Raw genomic sequence first — 23848 nt, 5'->3', positions numbered from 1 at the left:
TTCAACTGAATTAATACATTTTCTATGATTAATAAAATCATTGATTTTTCAATCAATAACAAATTCATAATTGGTTTGCTAACGCTCACCATTATTGGAGCAGGTATTTGGAGTATGACCCAAGTACCAATCGATGCTGTTCCAGATATTACCAACAACCAAGTGCAGGTTATTACACAAGCACCAAATTTGGGAACGGAAGATATTGAGCAAATTGTAACCTATCCTGTTGAAGTCGCAATGAGCAACCTTCCCAATGTACAGGAAATTAGGTCAATTTCTCGTTTTGGCTTATCGGTGGTTACCATTGTGTTCGACGATGATATGGGAACATATTTGCCGCGACAATTAGTAGCAGAAAAACTAAACGAAGTCAAAGAGCAAATTCCAGCGGGTTTTGGCGAACCCACTATGGGTCCCATTTCAACAGGTTTAGGAGAAATTTACCAATACACACTAAAAGTAGCACCAGAGTTTAAAGATAAATATACCATTGCAAACTTGCGTTCTATGCAAGATTGGATTGTACAGCGTCAAATGGCTATGGTTGAAGGTGTGGTTGAAGTCAATGCTATAGGCGGCAAAATTAAGCAGTACGAAGTCGCTGTTGACCCAAACGATTTAAACGCTATTGGTTTGACTATTACAGATGTATTTAATGCACTTGAAGCTAATAACCAAAATACAGGTGGCGCATACATCGAAAAAAACCATCAAGCTAATTTTATTCGTGGGGAAGGGTTGGTGCGCAGTTTAGAGGATATTAAAAAAATAACGGTCAAGAACGTTAATAATATTCCTGTAACTATTGGTGATATTGCTACAGTTCAATTTGGTTCTGCAATTCGCTATGGTGCATTAACACAAGATGGTGAGGGTGAAGTTGTAGGTGGATTGGTGATGATGCTTAAAGGTGCTAATTCCAATGATGTTATCGCTAATGTAAAGGAGCGAATGGCACAAATAGAAAAGTCATTACCTGAAGGAATCATTATTGAATCATTGTTAGACCGAAGTAAATTAATTGGCGAAACAACCTCTACAGTTGCAACCAATCTAATTGAAGGCGCATTAATAGTCATTTTCGTTCTTATTTTCTTATTAGGAAACTGGCGAGGTGGTTTAATAGTAGCTTCGACCATTCCGTTGTCTCTGTTGTTTGCCTTTATATTGATGAATGTATTCGACGTGTGGGCAAATCTAATGAGTTTGGGGGCAATAGATTTTGGAATTATTGTCGATGGTGCAGTAATTATTGTTGAAAGTACTGTTTTTCTCATTACATCTCAAGTCCTAAAAAAGAAAAGCCTTACAGCTAAAGAGCGCGATAAAGTAGCTTCTAATGCTTCAAAAAAAATGATGAATGCTGCCTTTTTCGGTCAGCTTATTATTCTTATTGTGTTTCTTCCAATTCTTGCTTTACAAGGTATAGAAGGGAAAATGTTTAAACCAATGGCTTTAACTTTCATTTTTGCTATGATAGGTGCAATGGTGCTTTGTTTGACGTATGTACCAATGATGTCTGCATTGGTATTAAGAGCACCAAAAAACGACAAAAAATCTTATGGAGATAGATTTGTGCATTGGGTTGAGGATAAATATCAACCATTATTGGTAAAGGCATTGCAAAAAGGAAAATGGATTATAGGTATTGCAGTCGTGCTATTCGGAATTGCAGTTTTTATGTTTAGCCGAATGGGCGGCGAGTTCATCCCGCAACTGGATGAAGGTGACATTGCATTTCACGCCATATTAAAACCAGGTAGTTCTCTAACAGAAACCATTGAAACAACGACAAAAATAGAACAAATTGTAAAAGCTAAATTTCCAGAAGTTGAAAAAATAGTTAGTCGTATTGGTGTTGCAGAAATACCAACAGACCCAATGCCAATGGATTTAGCGGATGTTTTCGTAATTCTAAAACCAAAAAGCGAATGGACGACAGCTACTACTAAAGATGAGCTGATTGAGAAAATGAAAGAAGCGGTTGAAATCGTTCCGGGCGTTAATTATGAGTTTACCCAACCTATTGAAATGCGCTTTAATGAATTGCTTGAAGGTGTTCGAGAAGATATTGCCATAAAACTATATGGTGAAGATATTGATGTGTTGTCCCAAAAAGCTGAAGAAATATCTAAAATTATCGCAGGTACAGAAGGTATTGGTGATATGAAAGCGGAGGCCACAACCGGACTGCCACAGATGACTATTAATTACGATAGGGATAAATTAGCGCAATACGGACTTCAAATAAATGCGCTAAATCAAACTGTACAATCTGCATTTGCTGGTGGTACAGCAGGCGTGATTTTTGAAGGTGAAAAACGCTTCGATTTAGTGGTGCGTTTAAGTTCTCAAAACCGAAAGGATATTTCAGATGTTCAAAACCTCTACATCAATCTACCTTCTGGTACTCAAATTCCATTACGTGAAATTGCTGACGTGAGCTACAAAGCAGGACCAATGCAAATAAGTAGAGACAATACCAACAGAAGAACCTATGTAGGTATAAATGTGAGAGGTCGTGATGTAAAATCATTGGTAACTGAAATAAAGAAAAAACTAGATGCACAATTAGAATTGCCATCAGGTTATTTCATTCGCTATGGTGGGGCTTTTGAGAATTTGGAACGCGCCAGTAACCGTTTACAAACCGTTGTTCCTATTGCATTATTGCTCATTTTTATATTAATATATTTTGCATTAAAATCTTTACCACAAACCTTAATGATTTATATCGCAATTCCTATGGCAACCATTGGTGGTGTCGTGGCATTGTGGTTACGTGATATGCCTTTTAGTATTTCGGCAGGTGTCGGTTTCATTGTGCTGTTTGGCGTTGCGGTTTTAAATGGATTGGTGATGATTAGCGGGCTCAACGAGTTAAAAGATGAAGACGTAACTAATCTAAAAGACAGGATTGTAGAAGGCACAAAACGAAGAATCAGACCAATTATGTTAACAGCATTTACAGATGTATTGGGATTTTTACCTATGGCAATTTCGGCATCTGCTGGAGCAGAAGTACAACGCCCATTGGCAACCGTCGTTATTGGTGGGTTAATGACTTCTACATTACTGACTTTATTCGTGTTACCAATTTTATACCATTGGGTAGAAAACAAATCTTTTAAGTTCAAAATGAATAAAAGGATAGTTACAACAACTGCGGTTTTACTTATAATGTTTGGTTTTTCGACACAAAGTAACGCACAGCAGATAAGCGATACACTTCCTGAAATAACAATACAGGAGGCTGTAAAACTCTCAAAAAACAATTATCCGTTGTTGAAGCAAAAGCAGTTGGAAATCACAAAACAGGAACAACTAAAAGCTACAGCCTATGATTTTGGCACAACTCAAATATTTACCGGAGGTGAGGAAATTAATAATGGAAATGGTATTTATACTACCATAGGAATTGGCCAAAGCAACATTGATGTGTTTGGTATTTCTGCGAAAAAGCGATTGCAAGAACAGCGCATTCAATTAGCTCAAAAAGCGTTTCAGCTTTCAGAATTGGATTTAGAATTGGAAGTGAAAAAGGCTTGGACGAACACTTTGAAGAGTAAAAGAAATTATAATTTGTACAAAGAGTTAGATTCTATTTATATCAACTTCGAGAAAGCTGTTGCCTTAAATTATGAAGTAGAAGCCATTTCAAGATTAGAATATTCAGCAGCTAAAAATCAAGTCTTACAAATTCAAAATAAAAAAGCGCAGGCGTATAGTGAATATTTAGTCGCTTTACAGCAATTAAATCTATGGTTTGTTTCAGAGGAAATTTATACGGTTTCTGATGAATTTGATATTGCTATAGATATAAATATGGAAGCATTCAATATTGAAAATCATCCGTTGTACAATATGGCACAGAATATTGTAGATGAAGCCGAAGCCAATTATAAAGCTGCAAAAGCAAATAATTTGCCAAAGTTCAACCTACAAGGGGGTTTACAAAAAGTTGATGGCAATTCGGGATTTTACACCTATCAAGCAGGTATTTCAATTCCGTTTTTATCTGGCTCAAACAAAGCGCAAATTAGAACTGCAAAAATTGATAAGGAGATAACGGAAGCCAATGTGCAATTCAAGCAAAAAGAAGTACAATCCAAATTTATTCAAGCTAAAGAAAATTACCAAAAATGGAAAACGTCTTGGCTTTTCTACAAAAATGAAGTGTTACCACTTGTGAAAGAACAAAAAGTGGGTGCTTTATTGGCATATAAAGAAGGGGAAATTGATTATACCGCATTTACACAACTTATAAAAGAAGCTGTTCAATCTGATTTGGAATCTCAAACCGCGCTAATCAATTATTTACAAAGTACATTTCAATTACAATATTTTAACCAATAAGACAATGAAAAATACATCATATAAATTTTTAACACTATTTATAGCTTCAATTTTAGTAACCGCTTGTGGAAATAAAAATGGCTCAGATGTTCATACCGACAATGGAGAACAAAAAACTGAAGCAAAGGAGTCGCAAAATGAAGGACAAGAAGTTGTGCTCTCCAAACAGCAGTTCAATGCTTTAAAAATGAAAATCGACACGCTTACATTACGCAATATGAGTGGCTATGTAGAAGCTAATGGAACATTGGAAGTCCCACCGCAAAACGAAGCTGCTATAACTTCTGTGGTTGGTGCTAATGTAGTATCTATTAAAGTAATTGAAGGCGATAAAGTCAGTAAAGGTCAAGTAGTAGCTTATCTTTCTCACCCAAATATTATAAAACTGCAAACCGATTACTTAAATGCCCATAGTAATAGTGTTTTTTTGAAAAAGAACTATGAGCGTCAAAAAAGATTATACGATGCAGGTGTAGGTTCTGGTGCTAATTTTCAAAAGGCAGAAGCAGAATATAATGCTTCAAAAGCAATGGTAAATGGATTAGCTGCCCAATTAAAAATACTAAACGTCAATACCACTTCAGTCCGTAACGGTACTATTGCTCAACAAATTGCATTACGTAGTCCAATAGAAGGTTTTGTACAAAAGGTTGAAGTAAAAACAGGCCAATACGTAGAGCCTCAAACCGAGTTATTTGAAGTTGTAAACACGCATCACGTGCACGCTGATTTAATGGTGTTTGAAAAGGATGTGTATAAAGTAAAAAGAGGTCAGAAAGTATCTTTTACTATACAATCCGTTCCGGATGAAGAACTTACAGCAGAAATCTATTCCGTTAGCAAAACTTTTGAAGACAATCCAAAAGCAGTTCACGTTCACGCAGAAATTGAAAACAAGAAAGGCAACTTAATCCCTGGAATGTATATTCAAGGTAAAATTCAAGTAGAGAACACCAAGACAAAAGCATTACCAGAAAGTGCGATTATTAAAGATGGCGATAGGTATTATGCATTTTCAGTAGAAAAAGAAAATGAAGATTGGAGTTTTAAACCAGTAGAAGTTATTTTGGGTGCAAAAGACAACAATTGGATAGCGGTTCAATTTTCTAAAGACATAGAGTCAAATACAAAATTCGCTTATAATAATGCATACTACCTTATTGCAGAAATGAAAAAAGGTGAAGCAGAACACGAACATTAATTATGGAAACAATAGAACAACTATTAGAGTCAAAAAACATACGTGTTACTGCAATGCGCTTATTAATTTATAAGTTCCTTGCGGAAAACCAGGTGGCCGTAACGTTAAGTGATATTGAGAACGCTTTTGAAAAGGCAGACAGAACAACACTATATAGAACAGTTAAAACATTTGTAGAAAAAGATATTGTACACCAAATAGACGACGGTACAGGTATAGTAAAATATGCACTATGTGAACAAGATTGCAGCTGTGAAATTGAAACGGATTTACACCTGCACTTTCATTGTAATAACTGTAATGAAACCATTTGCTTAACAGAACATAAAATACCTCAAATTAAAGTGCCAGAAGGTTTTGTTTCAGAAAATGTAAACTTGGTAGTAAAAGGTATTTGTGATAAATGTAGCGGTTAATAATGCACTTCCATTGCAGGCAATTTTACAATAGCTTTGAATTATTAATAATTTAACAATGAAGAAAAAGAAACTCAATTTACGAGATATAAAACCAAATCCAAAAAAAGAGCATAGTCAAAATGATGGTCACAATCACAACGGTTCAGAAAGCTTAGGAAAGTTTAATACCTATTTGCCAGCAATTTTCAGTTTTGTAATGTTAATGATAGGTATTGCTATCGATTATTTCGATATGTTCCCATATTTTAAAGGATGGATTCGTTTACTATGGTATGTGGTAGCCTATATTCCCGTAGGTTTTCCTGTGATAAAGGAAGGGTGGAACAGTATTAAAAGTGGCGATTTTTTTACCGAATTTTTCTTAATGTCTATTGCAACCATAGGCGCATTCGTAATTGGAGAATATCCTGAAGGAGTAGCGGTAATGTTATTCTATGCTGTTGGTGAGTTATTTCAAAGTGCAGCAGTAAATAAAGCAAAGGGCAATATTAAAGCTTTGCTCGATGTACGTCCTAATGAGGCTTTGGTATATCGCAATAATGATTACATTTCTGTAAGTCCAGAAACGGTTGAAATTGGCGAAAAAGTGCAAGTCCGTGTTGGCGAAAAAGTGCCTTTAGACGGTATTCTACTTTCCGAAAAAGGCTCATTTAATACAGCAGCATTGACAGGCGAAAGCAAACCTGATACAATTGCAAAAGGCGAGAAAGTATTTGCAGGCAGTATTAATATGGATGGTGTTATTGAAATTGAAACTACCAAAGAGTTTAAGGATAGTTCCATTGCGAGAATTTTAGATATGGTGCAGAATGCAACAGCAAGAAAATCAAAAACAGAATTATTCATCAGGCAATTTGCACGCATTTATACACCAATTGTTGTGTTTTTGGCTATTGGTGTTACTTTCATTCCTTACTTTTTCGTAGATGATTATGTCTTTAGAGACTGGTTATATCGTGCCTTAATATTTTTGGTTATATCCTGTCCTTGTGCTTTAGTCATATCCATTCCGTTGGGTTATTTCGGAGGATTGGGTGCAGCTTCAAAAAATGGAATTTTGTTCAAAGGAGCTTCCTTTTTAGATGCTATGACCAAAATAAATACATTGGTGATGGACAAAACAGGAACGGTTACCAAAGGTGTTTTCAAAATCAAGGAAATCAAGTCTATAGGTTGGGAAGAATCTGAATTTATGAAATACCTAATGGCTATGGAAGAACAATCCACACATCCAATCGCAAAAGCCATTTTGGAATATAAAGATGAGGGTGCAGATTACAAGGCTTCCGAAGTATCTGAAATAGCAGGAAAAGGTTTAAAAGGTATTGTAAATGGTAAGACTGTTTTAGTTGGTAACAAAGCTCTAATGACAGCCAATAAAATCAATGCTTTAGAGGAAACAGAAACTATTGTAGAATCTATAGTGTTAGTATCAATAGACAATACATTTGCAGGCTATGTTGTTATTGCAGATGAATTAAAAGATGATGCCAAAGAAACAATTACCAATTTGCACAAAGTAGGTGTCAAAAATATAATAATGCTCTCTGGTGACAAACATTCCATTACCCAACAAGTCGCAAGAGAATTAGGAATTGAAAAAGCTAAAGGAGGATTATTACCAGAGGATAAGCTAAATGAAGTTGAAGCTTTAAAGAAGAATCCAGAAAACAAAGTAGCATTTATAGGTGATGGCATCAATGATGCACCTGTTTTAGCAGCAAGTAACGTGGGTATAGCTATGGGTGGCTTAGGAAGTGATGTGGCTATTGAAACCGCAGATGTCATTATTCAAACCGACCAACCTTCAAAAGTAGTTAGAGCTATTAAAATTAGTCGTTCCACTCGAAAAATTGTATGGCAGAATATCATATTGGCTTTTGGCGTAAAAGTTATAGTATTAATTTTAGGAGCAGGTGGTTTAGCAACAATGTGGGAAGCAGTTTTTGCAGATGTTGGTGTTGCATTGTTAGCAATATTGAATGCTGTTAGATTGCAAAGAATGACTTGGAGTTAAAGCATAATACTATGAAGAGAAAAGAACATTGGGAAAACGTTTTTAAAACAAAACCCTTAAACGAAGTGAGTTGGTATGAAGTTGTGCCAGAAACATCTTTATCTTTTTTTAAAGAATCTAATATTTCTAAATCTGCAAAAATCATCGATATTGGTGGTGGAGATAGTTTTTTGGTAGATAATTTATTAAAGCTAGGTTATAAAGATATCACGGTGTTAGACATTTCTGAAGCTGCATTAGATAGAGCTAAACAACGTTTAAAAGGCCAATCAAAGAAAGTAAAATGGATTGTAGCCGATGTTGCTGATTTTTCACCACCAGAACACTATGACTTTTGGCACGATAGAGCAGCATTTCATTTCTTAACAGAATTACAAGATATAAATGGTTATATCGAAACTGTTCAAGAGTATCTAAATAAGAACGGTAATTTAGTTGTTGCCACTTTTTCTGAAAATGGTCCCAAAAAGTGTAGTGGTTTAGAGATAAAACAATATTCGGAAAGCACCATGACCAATCAATTTAAAATGTACTTTGATAAAATTAGGTGCATTAAAATTGACCATAAAACGCCCTTTGATACCAATCAAAATTTCGTGTTTTGCTGGTTTAGAAAAATAACGTAATCATTCAAAATCATTGCCGTTGAATTTTTCTGAATAAAAGAAGGTGAATGAGTAAATTCTACAAATCCTTCAGCAAATAACGTAACATATTAAAGACTTTAAATCCTGAAATTTGTAGTCTACAAATGAACATAGGATTATGGAGACAATTAACATATTTGAAACCAAAGAAAAGAGCCATAAACAAGGAATAAAAGAATCATTCCCGGTTACAGGTATGACCTGTGCGTCGTGTGCATCGAGTGTAGAATCTGTTCTAAAACATACCGAAGGCGTTTTTGATGCAAGCGTAAACTTTGCCAACAGTTCTGTTCTTGTAGAGTACGACAAAGGGTTGAGTCCTAATCAACTTCAAAATGCACTTCGCGAAGTGGGCTATGATATTATCATTGATGCGGAGAATCCTTCGGAAGTTCAACAGGAACTACAGCAAAAGCACTATCAAGACATAAAAAATCGCACTATTTGGTCAGCCATTCTTACGCTTCCAATTTTTGTATTAGGAATGTTTTTTATGCAATGGGGACCAGGTAAGTGGATTTCTTTGGTATTAGCTTTCCCTATTCTATTTTGGTTTGGTCGTAGCTTTTTTATCAATGCTTTCAATCAAGCGAAAAACGGTAAGGCGAATATGGATACCTTGGTGGCCTTGAGTACCGGAATTGCATTTTTGTTTAGTCTATTCAATACTTTTTTTCCTGAATTCTGGTTAAGTCGTGGTATTGAGCCACATGTTTATTATGAAGCTGCGACAGTAATTATCACATTTATTTCTTTAGGAAAACTGTTGGAGGAAAAGGCAAAGTCAAATACCTCTTCGGCCATTAAAAAGCTTATGGGATTACAACCCAAAACGCTAAAAATTATTGAGAATGGGGAAGAAAAAGAAATTCCTATTTCCTCGGTGCAAGTAGGTCAAACTATTTTAGTTCGTCCTGGAGAAAAGATTCCTGTGGATGGGGAAGTTTCCAAAGGCAGCTCGTATGTAGATGAAAGTATGATTACGGGAGAACCAGTTCCAGTTGAAAAATCTCAAGATGAAAAAGTTTTTGCAGGAACGGTAAACCAAAAAGGTAGTTTTCAATTTACTGCCGAAAAAGTAGGTGGAGAAACACTACTATCCCAAATCATCAAAATGGTTCAGGAAGCTCAAGGAAGTAAGGCGCCAGTTCAGAAACTGGTTGATAAAATCGCAGGAATATTTGTTCCTGTCGTATTGGGGATATCTATTATTACATTCATTGTTTGGATGTCAGTTGGAGGCGATAATGCATTTTCGCAGGCCTTACTAACTTCTGTGGCGGTATTGGTTATCGCTTGTCCATGTGCATTGGGATTGGCAACACCTACGGCTATAATGGTGGGTATTGGAAAAGGAGCCGAGAACAATATCCTAATAAAAGATGCCGAAAGTTTAGAACTAGGACATAAAGTGAATACTGTCATTCTTGACAAAACAGGCACGATTACGGAAGGAAAACCATTAGTAACAGACGTGCTCTGGAATGACAAGTTTGAAAATCAAAATCAATACAAGCAAATTCTTTTAGCAATAGAAGCACAATCAGAACATCCCTTGGCAGAAGCAGTAGTCAACCACTTAAAAGATGAAAATATTGAAAAAACTGAAATTGCTTCTTTTGAAAGTATTACAGGAATGGGTGTAAAAGCTCAAACAGGAAATGGTTCGAAATACTATGTTGGAAACCATAAACTAATGCTTGAGAAAAATATTCAAGTAGAAGCTTCCTTAATGCAAACAGCAGAAAGTCTCGAAGAGCAAGCAAAAACAGTTATTTTCTTTGGCAATGAAAAACAAGTGCTGGCGATACTCGCTATTGCAGACAAGATTAAGCAAACTTCAAAAAAGGCCATAGCAACGCTTCAAGAACGAGGTATCGAGGTCTATATGCTTACAGGAGATAATAATAAAACCGCATCTGCTGTCGCAAAACAAGTGGGAATAACAAATTTCCAAGGGGAAGTAATGCCTTCAGAGAAAGCAGCTTTTGTTGAAAAATTACAAGCTGATGGTAAGATAGTGGCAATGGTAGGCGACGGTATAAACGATTCTCACGCTTTGGCACAAGCCAATGTAAGTATTGCAATGGGTAAAGGCTCAGACATCGCAATGGACGTCGCGAAAATGACACTTATAACGTCAGATTTGCAATCCATTCCCAAGGCTTTGGAACTATCAAAGAAAACAGTTTTGGGTATCCGTCAGAACTTATTTTGGGCATTCATATATAATATCATTGGAATACCGATTGCGGCGGGCGTTTTGTATCCCATAAATGGGTTCTTATTGGATCCAATGATTGCGGGAGCAGCAATGGCATTCAGTAGCGTATCTGTCGTTCTAAATAGCTTAAGGCTTAAACGAGTAAAACTTTAAGATTAATTATAAATTCAAATACTATGAAAACTTTAAAATTTAAAACAAATATCAATTGTGGTGGTTGTGTATCAAAAGTAACCCCTTTTTTAAACAAACAAGATGGTGTTGAAAGCTGGGAAGTTGATACTGCGAATCCAGATAAAATTCTAACAGTAGAAAGTGATGGTGCCTCAGAAGAAGATGTAAAAGCTACTTTGCAAAAAGTAGGATTTAAGGCAGAGTCCTTAGAGTAATACCTTTAAATAAATTAATATGAGTTACGTTATTCTCTTAAGTGTCATTCTTCTTTTGGTTGTTCACTTTTATAGAAAAGCACAGCGACAAAAGGTGCAGCCTTTCCCAAAGCATTGGCACAGTCTGTTGTTAGATAATGTGCTCTACTATCGTAATCTTTTAAAGGAAAGACAAGTAGCTTTTCAGCAGCGAATGATGCAATTTTTAAGTGAAGTCTATATTGATGGCGTACAATTGGAATTGCAAGAGCTCGACAAGATTTTAATTGCTGCGAGTGCAGTAATACCTGTTTTTGGCTTTAAAGAATGGCATTACACCAATTTAAGTGGAATTCTACTGTATCCGGATAACTTCAACGAGGATATGCAATTTGGCAGCAAAGATAATTCGCGTAATATTGGAGGAATTGTTGGGAATGGACGTTTCGAGAAGCAAATGATTTTATCTAAAAAAGCATTATATCACGGTTTTAAAAATACAACCGATAAAAGCAATACCGGCATACACGAATTTGTTCATCTTATTGATAAATTAGACGAGAGAACAGATGGTGTGCCAGAGCGATTATTAGAACATCAATATGCCATACCTTGGTTGAATTTAATCCATAAGGAAATAGAAGCGATAAATGATAATCATTCTGATATCCGAAAATACGGAGGTACAAATCAGGCTGAATTTTTTGCAGTAGCTTCAGAATATTTTTTTGAACGTCCAGACTTACTAAAAAAGAAACATCCAGAATTGTATAAAATGTTGGTAAAGTGTTTTAATCAAAGACTAACAAATCCAATCAAAAATTGACTACGCTATCCAATGCATCATCAGCATCTTTATGGATAAAATTGGCTTGATAATTTAAAGTTGTCTTTAAATCGCTATGACGATATAGTTTTTGGAGCATCAACGGATGTATTTTGTCGCCAGCGATATTTCCGAAGGTGTGCCGCGCAATATGATTTGAAAGATTTTTATTAAGATTGCATCTTATCGCAATGCGTTTTAAGTATTTATTGAATAGTTTCGTTGCATTTCTCGTCTTTTTAAAAACTTCTTCATCATTCGCGATATTTGTGTCTTTTAAAAAAGGAAAAACATAACCACCATTTTCTTCTTTTGATTTCTTATATATACTTAAAATCTTTGCAGCCTTACTTGGAATTTTTAAGCTCACAGGTTTTTCGTTTTTATCCATTGTATATAACAATCTGTTATCTACAAAATCTGCCCATCTCAGTTGTACGCTATCAGAAATTCTTATGCCTGCAAAATAAAATGCGATAAGCCATACGTTACGTGTGTGCCATATTGATGTTCGAATTTCTAAATCTAAATTTTCAATTTTTTCAACTTCATTACTGGTTAAACCAATTTTATGACCAGAGCTAATTCGAATTTTCTGTTTATCACTACCAAACGGGTAGTATTTAACATCAACGATACCATCTTTAATCGCTTTATTAAAGAGAGTGCGTATAAAGATAAGTTGGTTAACGACGGTACGTGATTGTTGACCAAGATAGACAGTACAAAAATCCTTGTAGTTATCTAAGAACGATTCTGTAATATCTTGAAATTTTAGTGACTTGTTTTTCTTGAAGTGATTTACTGAATCTAAAAAGGAGTGTTCCCCTTTTCTACCTTTACTTACTCGTTCTTTTCTGCGATTTTTTATGTCTTGAATTATTGTTGCTTTGTCTTTCGATGTATTAAGATTTAAAAATTCTTCAAGATTATATAAAATTGATAATTCAGATTTTGCTACTGAGAATATACCTTTCTCATATTTATTCATAACTCTATTTGAGGCTATTGCGAAAAATGACTTAGTACCACCGGCGCCTTTTAATTTTTGTTTTACCTCTCTTGGTGTGAGATTTTTTTTTGACTCAAAATAGATGTCGTTTGCTTCAGTTAATTTTTTTAACAAGAAGTTGTTTAGTTTTTTGGAGTTAGGATGTGTACGCTTTACTTTTCCATTATTAGTATCCCAGTCTTTTTCAAGGACATATTGTCCTATAAATCTATAGTTTGTTTTGTAATTTTCGCTAATTCTCAATGCAAGTGGAGCGGTACCATCTTTACGCTCTTTATTTTTCCTCCTAACTATTTTTATACTTGCCATATCTGATTTATATATTTACAAAGTTAAGAAAATAAAGCAAATTGGGTACAGAATAGGTACAGAATATTTTGAATTTAGATGATATTAAATGAATCTATAATTTATGTATATAGCTATAAATCATATATTTAATGATATTATGATTGATATATAAGGGTGTTACCTTTAAGCTCATAACCCGAAGGTCACAGGTTCGAGTCCTGTTCCCGCTACTAAGAAAGCTAAAATATTGAATTTCAATATTTTAGCTTTTGTTTTTTCTACTTGTTTTTACTTAAAAAGCCTTTTTTATCTTAAAAATAGTGTGACTTTTATCTTCTCTACCCGAAGGTCACAAATTCTTTTTTTATTTTCATTTTCAATGTAAATGATTGATAATGAGTATTTTGATTTTTATTTAAAGCTAGGGCTTAGTTAATTTATATAATAGTGGTGGGGGGAATAGGTGGGGGGTATTTTTAATTTCAAAGCATATGATTATAGATTTTATATGGTTTTTAATGAATGATAATTCTCATTTGAGTTTTAAGTAACTGTTTTAGTATTTTTCATAATATATCTCTGTTTATCAAGTGGAGAGAGTTATTAAAAAACAAGTTCTGGATTATGTGATTTTTTATACTCAATTATAATTGTTAAATTTAGAAAGTAAAAACAACCCCATTCTTCAATTACGAAAATTGAAGAATGGGGTTGTTTGATAAAAACAGATAATGGTTACGGATTTCCGTAAAGAAACATTAAACGAACGAAGAATTCTATAGGGCAATTTAATAAAAGTGGATAAGGACAAGTAACCATATTTTGTGTATTCAGTTATAATTATTTTATCAATAATTAAACAATACATTTTGAAATAATCGACAATTTATGATTGAAACTAATGTAAAAGAAACCTTTTTAGACCTATTCTATCATGATATAGAAAACTTAGAGCTAGATAAGTCTAATAAGCTAAATCTATTTACATTAAAAGTTAGAAATAATTCATTTGTCTATGATGAATTAGTAAGATTGCTTTCAAATCAATTATATCATTTTGCTTTATCAAGAACAGAGGTTCAAAAATTAAAGGATGTTGAAGAATACGCAACCTTAGTAGATAAAGCGAAAGAAAAGCTAAGAATTTATTCTGCTAATGAAGGTGAATTAGGAGAGATACTACTCTACTGCTTATTAGAATCTCATTTAGGAGCCCCAAAAATTTTAACGAAATTAGAAATAAAAACATCAAATAACGATTATGTTAAAGGTGCTGATGGAGTTCATCTACTTAAACTTACAGATACAGATTACCAACTAATTCTTGGGGAATCAAAATTAAATTCAGATTTACAAAAAGGCATTTATGAGGCATTTGGCTCTCTTTCAAAATTACTAAAAGAAAACAAAAAATTAGATTTTGAAATTGGCTTAATCAACTCTCAATTAGTGAAAGAAGCATTTGATAAAAATCTATATGATTTTCTTAAAAAAGTAATTATTCCAAGTGCAAAAGAAGATGAAATAAATACCGATTATTCATTTGGCATATTTCTAGGCTTCAATATTGAGATTACAGATGAGGAATTAAATAAACCTAATTCAGAGTTTAGAAAACACATTCGAAATAAAATACAACAACAAGTTCAAAATATAACAGATTCAATAAACTTTCAAATTAAAAAATCTGAATTTACTGGTTACAATTTTCATGTTTATGTCGTTCCGTTTACAAATTTAAGTGAAAACCGAAAAGACATTATTAAACAAATGACGTAAACTATGAGGATTATAGACAAATTAACTACTGACATTTTAACTGATGATTATTTTAATCTGCTTTATAAAAAATGTTCTTTACTTTCTGCCGACTACAATCTTAAAAATGATAACTCGGAAAACATTCCAACGGAGAAAGAATTAAAAGATATTCTAAGGTTCTCAGACATATTATCAAACTCCACACTCTCAGAAGCAAGAAATAAATCATATCAAATCATAACATACTTAAATCATCATTTTAAAAACAATGAAATTTACAGAACATTTGCAAAAGCTGTTTATTCAAAATTAGGAAATTTTCCAGCTATTAATTACTTAAATGAATTTAATGAAAACACTGCTACTCTACCCATATTAAGAGCAATAGAGGTAGATGCTAAAAAAATTATTCAAAAAGTACCTGATTCTGAAAATTTTGTTTTTACAGATTCACAATTTGAATTGTATTCAGAATTAAGCAATACACTTGAATATAGTTTTTCTGGGCCTACATCAATGGGAAAATCTTTTATCATCAAAGCTTTTATAAAGAAAGTAATGAGAAACAGCCCTCCAGAAAATTTAGTTATAGTTGTTCCTACAAGGGCTTTAATTAATCAATTCACACTTGATTTAAAAGATGAAATAAAAGAACTTTCTGAACAATATAAATATCGAATTCTAACTAATTCAAATGTAAATGACTTCATAGGAGATGAACCTTATAACTATATTTTAATTTTAACGCCTGAAAGACTTATTAGTTATTTATCTCAAGAAAACAACCCTCCTATTGGATTTGTATTTATAGATGAAGCTCATAAATTAGCAAATGAAAAAGATTCAAGAAGTGTAACAACATACACGGCTATAGAAAAAACAATTAAAAAATACGGAAACATAAAGTTGTATTTTTCCTCTCCAAATGTTTCAAATCCTGAAGTTTTTCTAGAGTTATTTGACAGAAACAAATCAAATAGTACATTCAAAACTAATGAATCACCAGTTTCACAAAATTTATTTTTTATAGATTTATTAAGTCAAAATGTTGAATTAATACAAAATGACACTAATACAAATATTGAAAATTTTGAATTATTTCAAGTAGCAAATTCGACAACAGAACTTATTAAACATTTAGGTTTAAATAAAAACAATTTAATTTATTGTAATAGTAAATCAAAGACAATTTATGAAGCAAATGAGTTTTCAAAAACAGTCGCAGAAGTTGATTTGAGTGAAACTTTAAGCAAAGCAATAAAACAAATTAAAGAATATATTCATCCTCAATACTATTTAGCAAATTTATTAGAGCATAAAGTTGCTTTTCATTATGGTAAACTTCCTCAACTAATTAGAAACCTCGTAGAGAATTTATATAAAAATGAAGAAGTACAGAATGTTTTTTGCACTTCAACATTGCTCGAAGGTGTTAATATGCCTACTCAGAATATTTTCATTTTAAATAATAAAAACGGGTTAAAAAAATTAATGCCAATTGATTTTTGGAACTTATCAGGCAGAGCTGGGCGACTTTCACAAGAATTATATGGTAATATTTTCTGTATTCAACATGAGAACTGTGTTTGGGATAATAAAGAAATCCTTAATAAATCTGAGATAACATTAACACCAACAGTTTTAACAAAAATTGATAGGAATTTAAAGCGAATTGAAAAGATACTAAATGAGCAAGACATATCTGGTACAGAAGAAGAAAAGGCTATTTTACAATATATTGCCAATATCATAAGTGTAGATACATTAGAAATAAAGTCAAATTACAAAAGCCCATTAATTGAAAAACTAATAGAGAAAAAAAAGAGAAAAATTATTGAACTTGCTAAAAATAAAGTTAAAGACTATTCAATTCCTTCTTATATTTTAAACTCGAATCAATCTATAAACCTTAAAATTCAAAACAAGGTATTTATAGAGTTATTAAAACAACACAAACAAGGAAAAAGCATAACGTTACCAAATAGTTCTACAATAGATTACAATACTTGTTTAGATATTTTGAATTTTATGTTCGAAATTTACGAATGGGAAAATGCAGAAAAGAAACTAAAGAATAAAAAAAGTCTTTCTTATTACGCACTTCTTATGAATCAATGGGTAAATGGTATTGGTCTAAGTCAAATAATAAAGCAATCCATTGATTATCACGAAAACAATGGTGTTGATATAGCGGTTGATTTTAATGAATATGCTCCTTTTGAAAAAGGAAATAAGAAGCATATCAATATTGTTATAGAAAATATAATTGATAATATAGAATATGTTTTACGCTTCCTTTTCGAAAAATATTTTAATCATTATTATCAGGTCATTGCTAATATTTTAGGAGAAGATTCCGCTGGAGAAAACTGGGCTTCTTTACTTGAATATGGAACACAAAACAGAATAGCAATTGCACTTCAAAATATAGGACTTTCAAGACATACAGCTTTAGCCATTTATCGAAAATGTAGACCAGCTCTTAGTATAGAAGACGGTAAATTAAAAAATGTAAATAAAAATATGGTTATATCAGAGTTTAAAAAAGGAACACTTGAATATGACGAAATAATTAGAATATTATAGAAATAGATAATGGTAAAAATCAAAATCTAGACAAAGTGTTTTTTCTTATTGAGAAAGACTAATTGATTTTTTTAAAGAAGAATTAAAATTGCGCTTTTGATAAAATTCAAATAAACTTATAAGTATGATTGTAATTTCTAGAAAATTTAACTTTTTTCCTTGTTATGCTAAAAAATGAGAAGTAGTATGAGTTTAAAAGCTGACATTGAATATATTTTTAAAAAAAATACTGGTTACGCAGAGCCTGAACATGCGATAAATCAAGCTGAATCTCTAAGATCGTTATCTGTTGATTTATATACTGATTCAAAGAGGTTCATATATGAGTTACTACAAAATGCCGATGATTCGGTAATGTCAGAAAAACTTGTCAAAGTTGGAATTAGACTTTTTGATGACTATCTGGTTGTAGCACATACAGGTAAACCTTTCGATAAAAGAGACCTAAGAGGTATATGTGGAGTCAGTGATGGAACAAAAAAGGATTCAGTAGAAAAAACGGGATATAAAGGGATTGGTTTTAAAGCTGTTTTTGGGCAATCCAGCAAAGTTATCATATATACGAATAATGAATACTTTCGATTTGATTCGGGATATGCTTTTGATTGGAATAGTAAATGGGGAGAGAATCAGCAAATCTGGGAGGAAGAGAATGAAAGACAATTTTCATATCCTTGGCAAATTATTCCGATATATACTTGTAATGAAGATGTAGATAGAAGAATAAAAAGCTTTTTAGATAGCGGAGAATGGACAGTTGCAACAATCGTATTGCTATCTAAAAGTAAGGATGATGTTAAGAAGGCAATAAATGAATTGTCTTCGAATGTTAATATGTTTTTGTTTCTTAAAAACGTTGAAGAGCTAGATTTTAACTTAAAAACTTCAAATATTATTACTCTTCATAGACAAACAGAAGAAAATGATAAGACAGTAGAAATTAAGCAGAATGGGAAAATTAAAGTATCATGGCTAATCAAAACAATTCAATTACAAGTCCCTGATGCCATAAAATCAAAACTAAAAGAAGAAAGAAATATACCAGATAAGCTGTTAAATGCGAGTGAAACAGAATTAACTTTTGCAGCGAAATTAGGTGAATATGGTATTCAAAAACTGGGGATTAATGAAAGACTTCTGTATTCTTATCTTCCTACAGAAGAGACGCAGTATGAGATACCCGTTCTAGTAAATAGTAGTTTTGTTATTGGAGCAAATAGAGAAACATTACACGAAAATTCTAAATGGAATCAATGGCTTTTTCATAATATTCCTTTTGAATTATTAAAATGGGTTGCCGAACTTGTAAAAGGAAAATATAAATATAATGCTTACGAACTAATACCTTCAAAATCTACCATATCTAATTCACTAGGTTCTTCATATTGTAAGGCTGTATCAAATGCTTTTGATACTATTCCGTTTATATTGTCAAATCAGGAGGAATTGATTAAAATTAATCAAGCTATAATTGACTCCACTTCAATCTCAAAAGAGCCATTTATTACAGAAAGTCTGATAAGAGAATATGTAATTCAAAAAGAGAATAGAAAAAGCATTAATGCAAACCCATTTTTACCTTTTAAGGTATATGAAAAAAAATTCAAAGAAATTGGTGTAGCCTCTTTTGAGTGGAATGAGGTATCTAAATTATTGGAATCGGATGTCTTCTCTAAGTCTCATACAACTTTAGCAAACATTCAACTTATTCAGTTTTTTAAACAGTTAAGTGAAAATGAAGAACCAAAAAATATTTCTGATTCGGTAATTAAGAACTGGTCATTTATACTTGATCATAAGGGAAAACTTCATCGTCCCAGTAATATTTATTTTCCAACACCTGATGATAACAATTGGAATGACCCCAATAGTGAAATATCTTTTCTGCATAATGAAACCCAAGATTTTCTATTACAGAATACAGAGACAAGAATATGGTTAGAAAAATTAGGTGTAATTGAGAAAACAGACCTTTCCTATCTAAGGAAAACTATAATTGAAAATGCTTCCACATATAGTACGCTTGAAAATTCAATAGAAACAATATTAAATATATTCGGACTTTATGTTAAAGGAGATATTGGGAAAGAAGAATTAGGTGAGCTATCAGAGTTAGAAATATTAACTGAAAAAGGAAATTTATTGTCGGCAAAATCTTGTTATTTTTCTGATTCATATTTTCCAAAACTAAAATTACAACCTGTTTTAAAGGATGATATTTTTGTAAGCCAAGAATACATTAAATATACATCTCACAAAGATGAGTTGAGACGTTTCTTTAAAATGATGGGGGTAAAAGAAGCTATAGCATCTATTACTTATGATAAAACAAGTAAGACCAACTTAATCGAAAAATATAAATTTAAAGGAGATTATTTTGAAGGAGAAGATAAATATTTTAAACCATTTGTTACAAAATTTAAAGCAGATTATTATTCAGGTATAACAACATTAACATTCATTAAAAACACTTTCAAATATGGCTTTTCTAAACTATTTTGGTCTGATGTTATCACCAATATTGATTTTGTTAGTTTTGATTCTCTTGCAACTGCTTACTGGGGAAGAGAAGGTTTTGCTGGAAGAAATACAGGAAATGAGGTAGCTAATTACATCCGGTGGTATGTTAGGAATAATAAATGTATTCCAACCTTAATGAAAACATGCTATAAGGCAAATGATACATTTATTAATTCAGAAGATATTGTCAAAATATCAGGTAACTATTTGCCTGTTTTTTATGGTAAAGAACTACCTCAAGACTGGAAGGCCTTTTTCAACTTTAAAACAAGTCTTGAATTATCAGATTATCTGGAATTGCTTAATAGGATATCATTAGATCTTACTAAAGAAAGTAAAGTAAGAAAAGGCAACTTAGACCGAATTCAATCCATTTACAAAATATTATTAGATCTAAGTATAAATTGGAGTGAAGAAGAAATCTCACAAGTTAAAGTCTGGGCAAATAGTGGTTCCTTATTAAATACTAAACAAGAATTTACAAAATCTAATGATCTTAAATATTTCTTAGATGGTAACGAATCTATTTTTCAAGATCAGTTTTATTTTCTAGATATGAATGCTGAAAATAAACAGCATTCTAATCTAGAGAATTTTTTGTTTTACTTTAAAGTGAAAATTCTAAAACAAAGTGATTTTGAATTAACTTCAATCAAAAAAGAAGTATGTAGTAGTTTAATTTGTCATTTGAAAGTTATTCTTCCTTATTTTAGAATTTGGATTAGTAGTGAAGCTACTAATGAAAACACAAATGAATCTCTAGAAAGTCTTAATAACAAAATTGAAGAATTAAATATTTATCAAGCAGAAAAACTTGATATCAATTATACAGATATTGATTTTATTAAAAGTGTTAATGTTCATTTTAATGAATTCAATCTTTTTGTAACCAGTCCTTGGAATTCAAATAACGTACTATTGAGATTACCTGAAGTCTTATGTCGATATTTTTATTTAGTTGGACACGATAAAAAGTTAGATTTTTTACTTAGATCCACTGTTAGCGAAATTAAAGAGTATTTTGAACAAGAAAATATTAGTATACCTAAAGAAGTTCTTGATATAAGTATTTCTGAATCTGAAGCAAATAATCAAAATTTAGACTTATTAACAAAATCAGGAAAAATAATAGGTAAAGGACAAATTTCGCCAGAATTCTTCCACTTATCAAAATCAGACTATGATGGATTAAATTATACAAAGAATATTATTAAGAGAGCTGTTTCAAATGTGATTAAATACCTTGAAATACACCCGGAATATGATTGTAGTAATTATTATGAGATTGCTGAAAGTATTCTAGGAGGTATAACAAAAAACGGGAATGAGATTACTGTAGTAGCAAGACCATCTGATAAAGAGTTCATATTACTTTATTACACATCAGAATTTGATGTTCTTGAATATGTTGATGCTGAATTATGGTGTGAAGATGGCGTGAATTTCCCTAAACAAGTAACTATAGGCCAACTTTTGAAAAAAACTGGTATTAACAGAATACCTGTCAGAAATATTAATGTTTCTGATATAGAAACTTCTCTAAATACTCCCAAAAATGAGGAACTAGACTTTAATGCTGTCCCATTTGTTCCACAAAAGATAGCTAAAATTATTTCATCGTTTGCTAATACCAATGGGGGGTCTTTAATTTTCGGACTTAAAGAAATCAATATTACTAAGAACGAGGTAGTTGGTCTTAGCGCTGATTTTAGAATTGTTGAAATTACAAAAAAAGCAATTTCATTACTTTCGCCAATTCCAACGGTAACTTATGATTGGGTTCAAGTTGACGAAAAATCTGTTTTTGTAATTAAAACAATGAAATCAAGCAATGATATATTGTTTGATAACCAAAAATACACTCGAAAAGAATCAATTACAGAACCCGAAGAAAATATATCTAATGTTTCTAAAACACTTGCCGTTCCAGGGTTTAATAGAACTATAGCCATTATTATTGGGATTGAAGATTATGCTGTTAAAAAAGAACATCAAATATCACCTGTAAAATATGCTAATAATGATGCTATAAAATTCAAGAAGATGTTAATTGAACGAATGAATGTCGACGCAAATAATATTCATTCATTCCTTAATGAAGAAGCTATGAAAAGTTCTTTAGAATATGATTTATCTAGCCTATTTCATTACTTAACAGAAGAAGATCGTTTGATTTTTTATTTTGTTGGACATGGCTTCCATAACGGAATTACAAACTATTTGTCAACATATGATATGCATAAACATCATATTGCAGAAACTGCAATTTCATTAAATAAAGTTTTACTTGACCCTTTGAGAAAGTCGAAGTGTAAAACTGCGCATATCTTTATAGATGCATGTGCTAAAAGTTTTAAAGATGAAAATGTGGAGTTGCTACCTTTATTCGGACAGATATTTAAGACAGTTTATGTTTAAATAAATATCTTAGAAAAATGAAGAAACGATTTTACAGTAAAGAATTTAAATCAGAAGCTGTTCGGTTAAGCTATCAGCGAGAAAACATAAAAGAATTAGCCGATGAATTAGGAGTTAAAGTTGATAGGATTTATCGTTGGCGTAAGCTAGATAGTGAAGATGGAGTTTCTAAAAAAGCTTCTAAACCACCTTCTTCTCAAATAGATAACCAAGAAGTGAAGGAGTTACGTAAAGCTCTTAAAGATGCTCAATTAGAACTAGAAATCTTAAAAAAGGCCGTTCACATTTTCTCCAAGAGCGATGGAAAATCTATCAATTCATAGTTTCATATAAACATATGTATTCCATTGAGAGAATGTGTAAAGTACTAAAAGTTAGTAGAAGTAGTTATTATAGATGGTATAGTAATGGCCCTTGTAATAGGGTTTTAGAAGACCAGAAATTAACTTTGGAAATAAAAAATATCTTCTATGATAGTAGACAAACTTATGGGAGTCCTAGAATTAAACAAGAACTTCTTAGAAGAGGGTATAAGGTATCCAGAAGTAGGATCTCCCGATTAATGAAATCTAACGGGTTAAGAAGTAAATTAAAAAAGAAATATAAGATTACTACAGATTCAAATCATTGTTTTCCCATATTCAAAAATCATTTGGATAGGGAGTTTAACCCCAAGAGATTAAATCAGGTTTGGGTCTCTGATATTACTTACATTAAAACCAATAAAGGATGGTTATATTTAACAACATTAATTGATCTTTATGACCGTCAGGTGATAGGTTGGTCATTGAGTACTTCTTTGTTTACTGATCAAACCATAGTACCCGCTTGGAAAATGGCAGTTTCTAAAAGAAAAATAGAGGCGCCTTTACTTTTTCACTCTGATAGAGGGGTTCAATACGCAAGTAAAGAGTTTAGAAAAGTTGTTACTACTAATAAGTTGATTACCCAATCCATGAGTAGAAAAGCTAATTGTTGGGATAATGCAGTAGCAGAATCTTTCTTTAAAACATTAAAAGCAGAACTTGTTTACCATCATAGTTTCAAAACAATACAAGAAGCTAAAACAGCTGTATTTGATTACATAGAGGTCTGGTATAATAGGAAAAGATTACATTCTTCTTTGGGATACAAAACTCCAATAGAAGTTGAAATAGAATTTTATAAACTTAAAAATGTAGCATAGGTCTTAGAAAAAT

General features: G+C 32.1%; 14 protein-coding genes. 13 read left to right on the top strand and 1 reads right to left on the bottom strand.

Features of this window, described 5'->3' with window-relative positions:
- Positions 1–24 precede the first annotated feature (24 nt).
- The 8 genes from N456_RS03910 to N456_RS03875 all read left to right on the top strand — a co-directional run bounded on the left by N456_RS03910 (position 25) and on the right by N456_RS03875 (position 12061).
- Positions 25–4359 (top strand): CusA/CzcA family heavy metal efflux RND transporter, encoded by a 4335-nt coding sequence (locus N456_RS03910; protein WP_062054124.1) that lies wholly within the window; start codon positions 25–27, stop codon positions 4357–4359.
- A gap of 4 nt (positions 4360–4363) precedes the next feature.
- Positions 4364–5560 (top strand): efflux RND transporter periplasmic adaptor subunit, encoded by a 1197-nt coding sequence (locus tag N456_RS03905; RefSeq protein WP_062054122.1) that lies wholly within the window; start codon positions 4364–4366, stop codon positions 5558–5560.
- A 2-nt stretch (positions 5561–5562) separates the two neighbouring features.
- Positions 5563–5976 (top strand): Fur family transcriptional regulator, encoded by a 414-nt coding sequence (locus N456_RS03900; RefSeq protein ID WP_062054120.1) that lies wholly within the window; start codon positions 5563–5565, stop codon positions 5974–5976.
- 58 nt (positions 5977–6034) lie between these two features.
- Positions 6035–7996 carry a heavy metal translocating P-type ATPase gene (locus N456_RS03895; RefSeq protein ID WP_062054118.1) on the top strand — a complete coding sequence of 654 codons (1962 nt, stop codon included), beginning with the start codon at positions 6035–6037 and terminating at the stop codon, positions 7994–7996.
- A gap of 11 nt (positions 7997–8007) precedes the next feature.
- The gene (locus N456_RS03890) at positions 8008–8622 is read left to right on the top strand and encodes a class I SAM-dependent methyltransferase (RefSeq protein ID WP_062054428.1); all 615 of its coding nucleotides are present in this window, start codon (positions 8008–8010) and stop codon (positions 8620–8622) included.
- A gap of 139 nt (positions 8623–8761) precedes the next feature.
- A complete protein-coding gene (locus N456_RS03885) occupies positions 8762–11020 on the top strand; it encodes a heavy metal translocating P-type ATPase (RefSeq protein WP_062054116.1) in 2259 nt (752 codons plus the stop codon).
- A 23-nt stretch (positions 11021–11043) separates the two neighbouring features.
- Positions 11044–11256, top strand: a complete 213-nt coding sequence (locus N456_RS03880; RefSeq protein WP_062054114.1) for a heavy-metal-associated domain-containing protein — start codon at positions 11044–11046, stop codon at positions 11254–11256.
- 19 nt (positions 11257–11275) lie between these two features.
- Positions 11276–12061: a M90 family metallopeptidase gene (locus tag N456_RS03875; RefSeq protein ID WP_062054112.1), complete on the top strand. Its 786-nt coding sequence runs from the start codon at positions 11276–11278 to the stop codon at positions 12059–12061.
- Here the strand turns inward: N456_RS03875 and N456_RS03870 are convergent.
- Positions 12051–13382, bottom strand: a complete 1332-nt coding sequence (locus N456_RS03870; RefSeq protein WP_062054110.1) for a tyrosine-type recombinase/integrase — start codon at positions 13380–13382, stop codon at positions 12051–12053. The two genes, N456_RS03875 and N456_RS03870, sit on opposite strands and share 11 nt — an antisense overlap.
- Before the next feature lie 870 nt (positions 13383–14252).
- Here N456_RS03870 and N456_RS03865 point away from each other — a divergent pair.
- From N456_RS03865 to N456_RS03845, 5 genes are all read left to right on the top strand, one after another.
- A complete protein-coding gene (locus N456_RS03865) occupies positions 14253–15143 on the top strand; it encodes a HamA C-terminal domain-containing protein (RefSeq protein ID WP_062054108.1) in 891 nt (296 codons plus the stop codon).
- 3 nt (positions 15144–15146) lie between these two features.
- Positions 15147–17711, top strand: coding sequence for a DEAD/DEAH box helicase (locus tag N456_RS03860; RefSeq protein ID WP_062054106.1), 2565 nt, complete (start codon positions 15147–15149; stop codon positions 17709–17711).
- Positions 17712–17897: 186 nt separating this feature from the next.
- On the top strand, positions 17898–22649 hold the full coding sequence (locus N456_RS03855; protein WP_062054104.1) for a sacsin N-terminal ATP-binding-like domain-containing protein: 4752 nt from the start codon (positions 17898–17900) through the stop codon (positions 22647–22649).
- 17 nt (positions 22650–22666) lie between these two features.
- On the top strand, positions 22667–22972 hold the full coding sequence (locus N456_RS03850; RefSeq protein ID WP_033566529.1) for a transposase: 306 nt from the start codon (positions 22667–22669) through the stop codon (positions 22970–22972).
- The gene (locus N456_RS03845; protein WP_148639180.1) at positions 22900–23835 is read left to right on the top strand and encodes an IS3 family transposase; all 936 of its coding nucleotides are present in this window, start codon (positions 22900–22902) and stop codon (positions 23833–23835) included. Before N456_RS03850 ends, N456_RS03845 begins: the two co-directional genes overlap by 73 nt.
- Positions 23836–23848: the final 13 nt, after the last annotated feature.

This window comes from Aquimarina longa SW024, assembly GCF_001401755.1.
Taxonomy (GTDB): domain Bacteria; phylum Bacteroidota; class Bacteroidia; order Flavobacteriales; family Flavobacteriaceae; genus Aquimarina; species Aquimarina longa.
The sequence above is the reverse complement of the archived record's forward strand: the minus strand, read 5'-3'. Positions and strand labels throughout refer to the sequence as shown.

Excerpts from the sequence above, each read along its gene's own strand:
- N456_RS03895 (WP_062054118.1), top strand. The coding sequence starts at position 6,035 with ATGAAGAAAAAGAAACTCAATTTACGAGATATAAAACCAAATCCAAAA.
- N456_RS03860 (WP_062054106.1), top strand. The coding sequence starts at position 15,147 with ATGAGGATTATAGACAAATTAACTACTGACATTTTAACTGATGATTAT.
- N456_RS03900 (WP_062054120.1), top strand. The coding sequence starts at position 5,563 with ATGGAAACAATAGAACAACTATTAGAGTCAAAAAACATACGTGTTACT.
- N456_RS03890 (WP_062054428.1), top strand. The coding sequence starts at position 8,008 with ATGAAGAGAAAAGAACATTGGGAAAACGTTTTTAAAACAAAACCCTTA.
- N456_RS03850 (WP_033566529.1), top strand. The coding sequence starts at position 22,667 with ATGAAGAAACGATTTTACAGTAAAGAATTTAAATCAGAAGCTGTTCGG.
- N456_RS03905 (WP_062054122.1), top strand. The coding sequence starts at position 4,364 with ATGAAAAATACATCATATAAATTTTTAACACTATTTATAGCTTCAATT.
- N456_RS03910 (WP_062054124.1), top strand. The coding sequence starts at position 25 with ATGATTAATAAAATCATTGATTTTTCAATCAATAACAAATTCATAATT.
- N456_RS03875 (WP_062054112.1), top strand. The coding sequence starts at position 11,276 with ATGAGTTACGTTATTCTCTTAAGTGTCATTCTTCTTTTGGTTGTTCAC.
- N456_RS03865 (WP_062054108.1), top strand. The coding sequence starts at position 14,253 with ATGATTGAAACTAATGTAAAAGAAACCTTTTTAGACCTATTCTATCAT.
- N456_RS03855 (WP_062054104.1), top strand. The coding sequence starts at position 17,898 with ATGAGTTTAAAAGCTGACATTGAATATATTTTTAAAAAAAATACTGGT.
- N456_RS03885 (WP_062054116.1), top strand. The coding sequence starts at position 8,762 with ATGGAGACAATTAACATATTTGAAACCAAAGAAAAGAGCCATAAACAA.
- N456_RS03880 (WP_062054114.1), top strand. The coding sequence starts at position 11,044 with ATGAAAACTTTAAAATTTAAAACAAATATCAATTGTGGTGGTTGTGTA.
- N456_RS03870 (WP_062054110.1), bottom strand. The coding sequence starts at position 13,382 with ATGGCAAGTATAAAAATAGTTAGGAGGAAAAATAAAGAGCGTAAAGAT.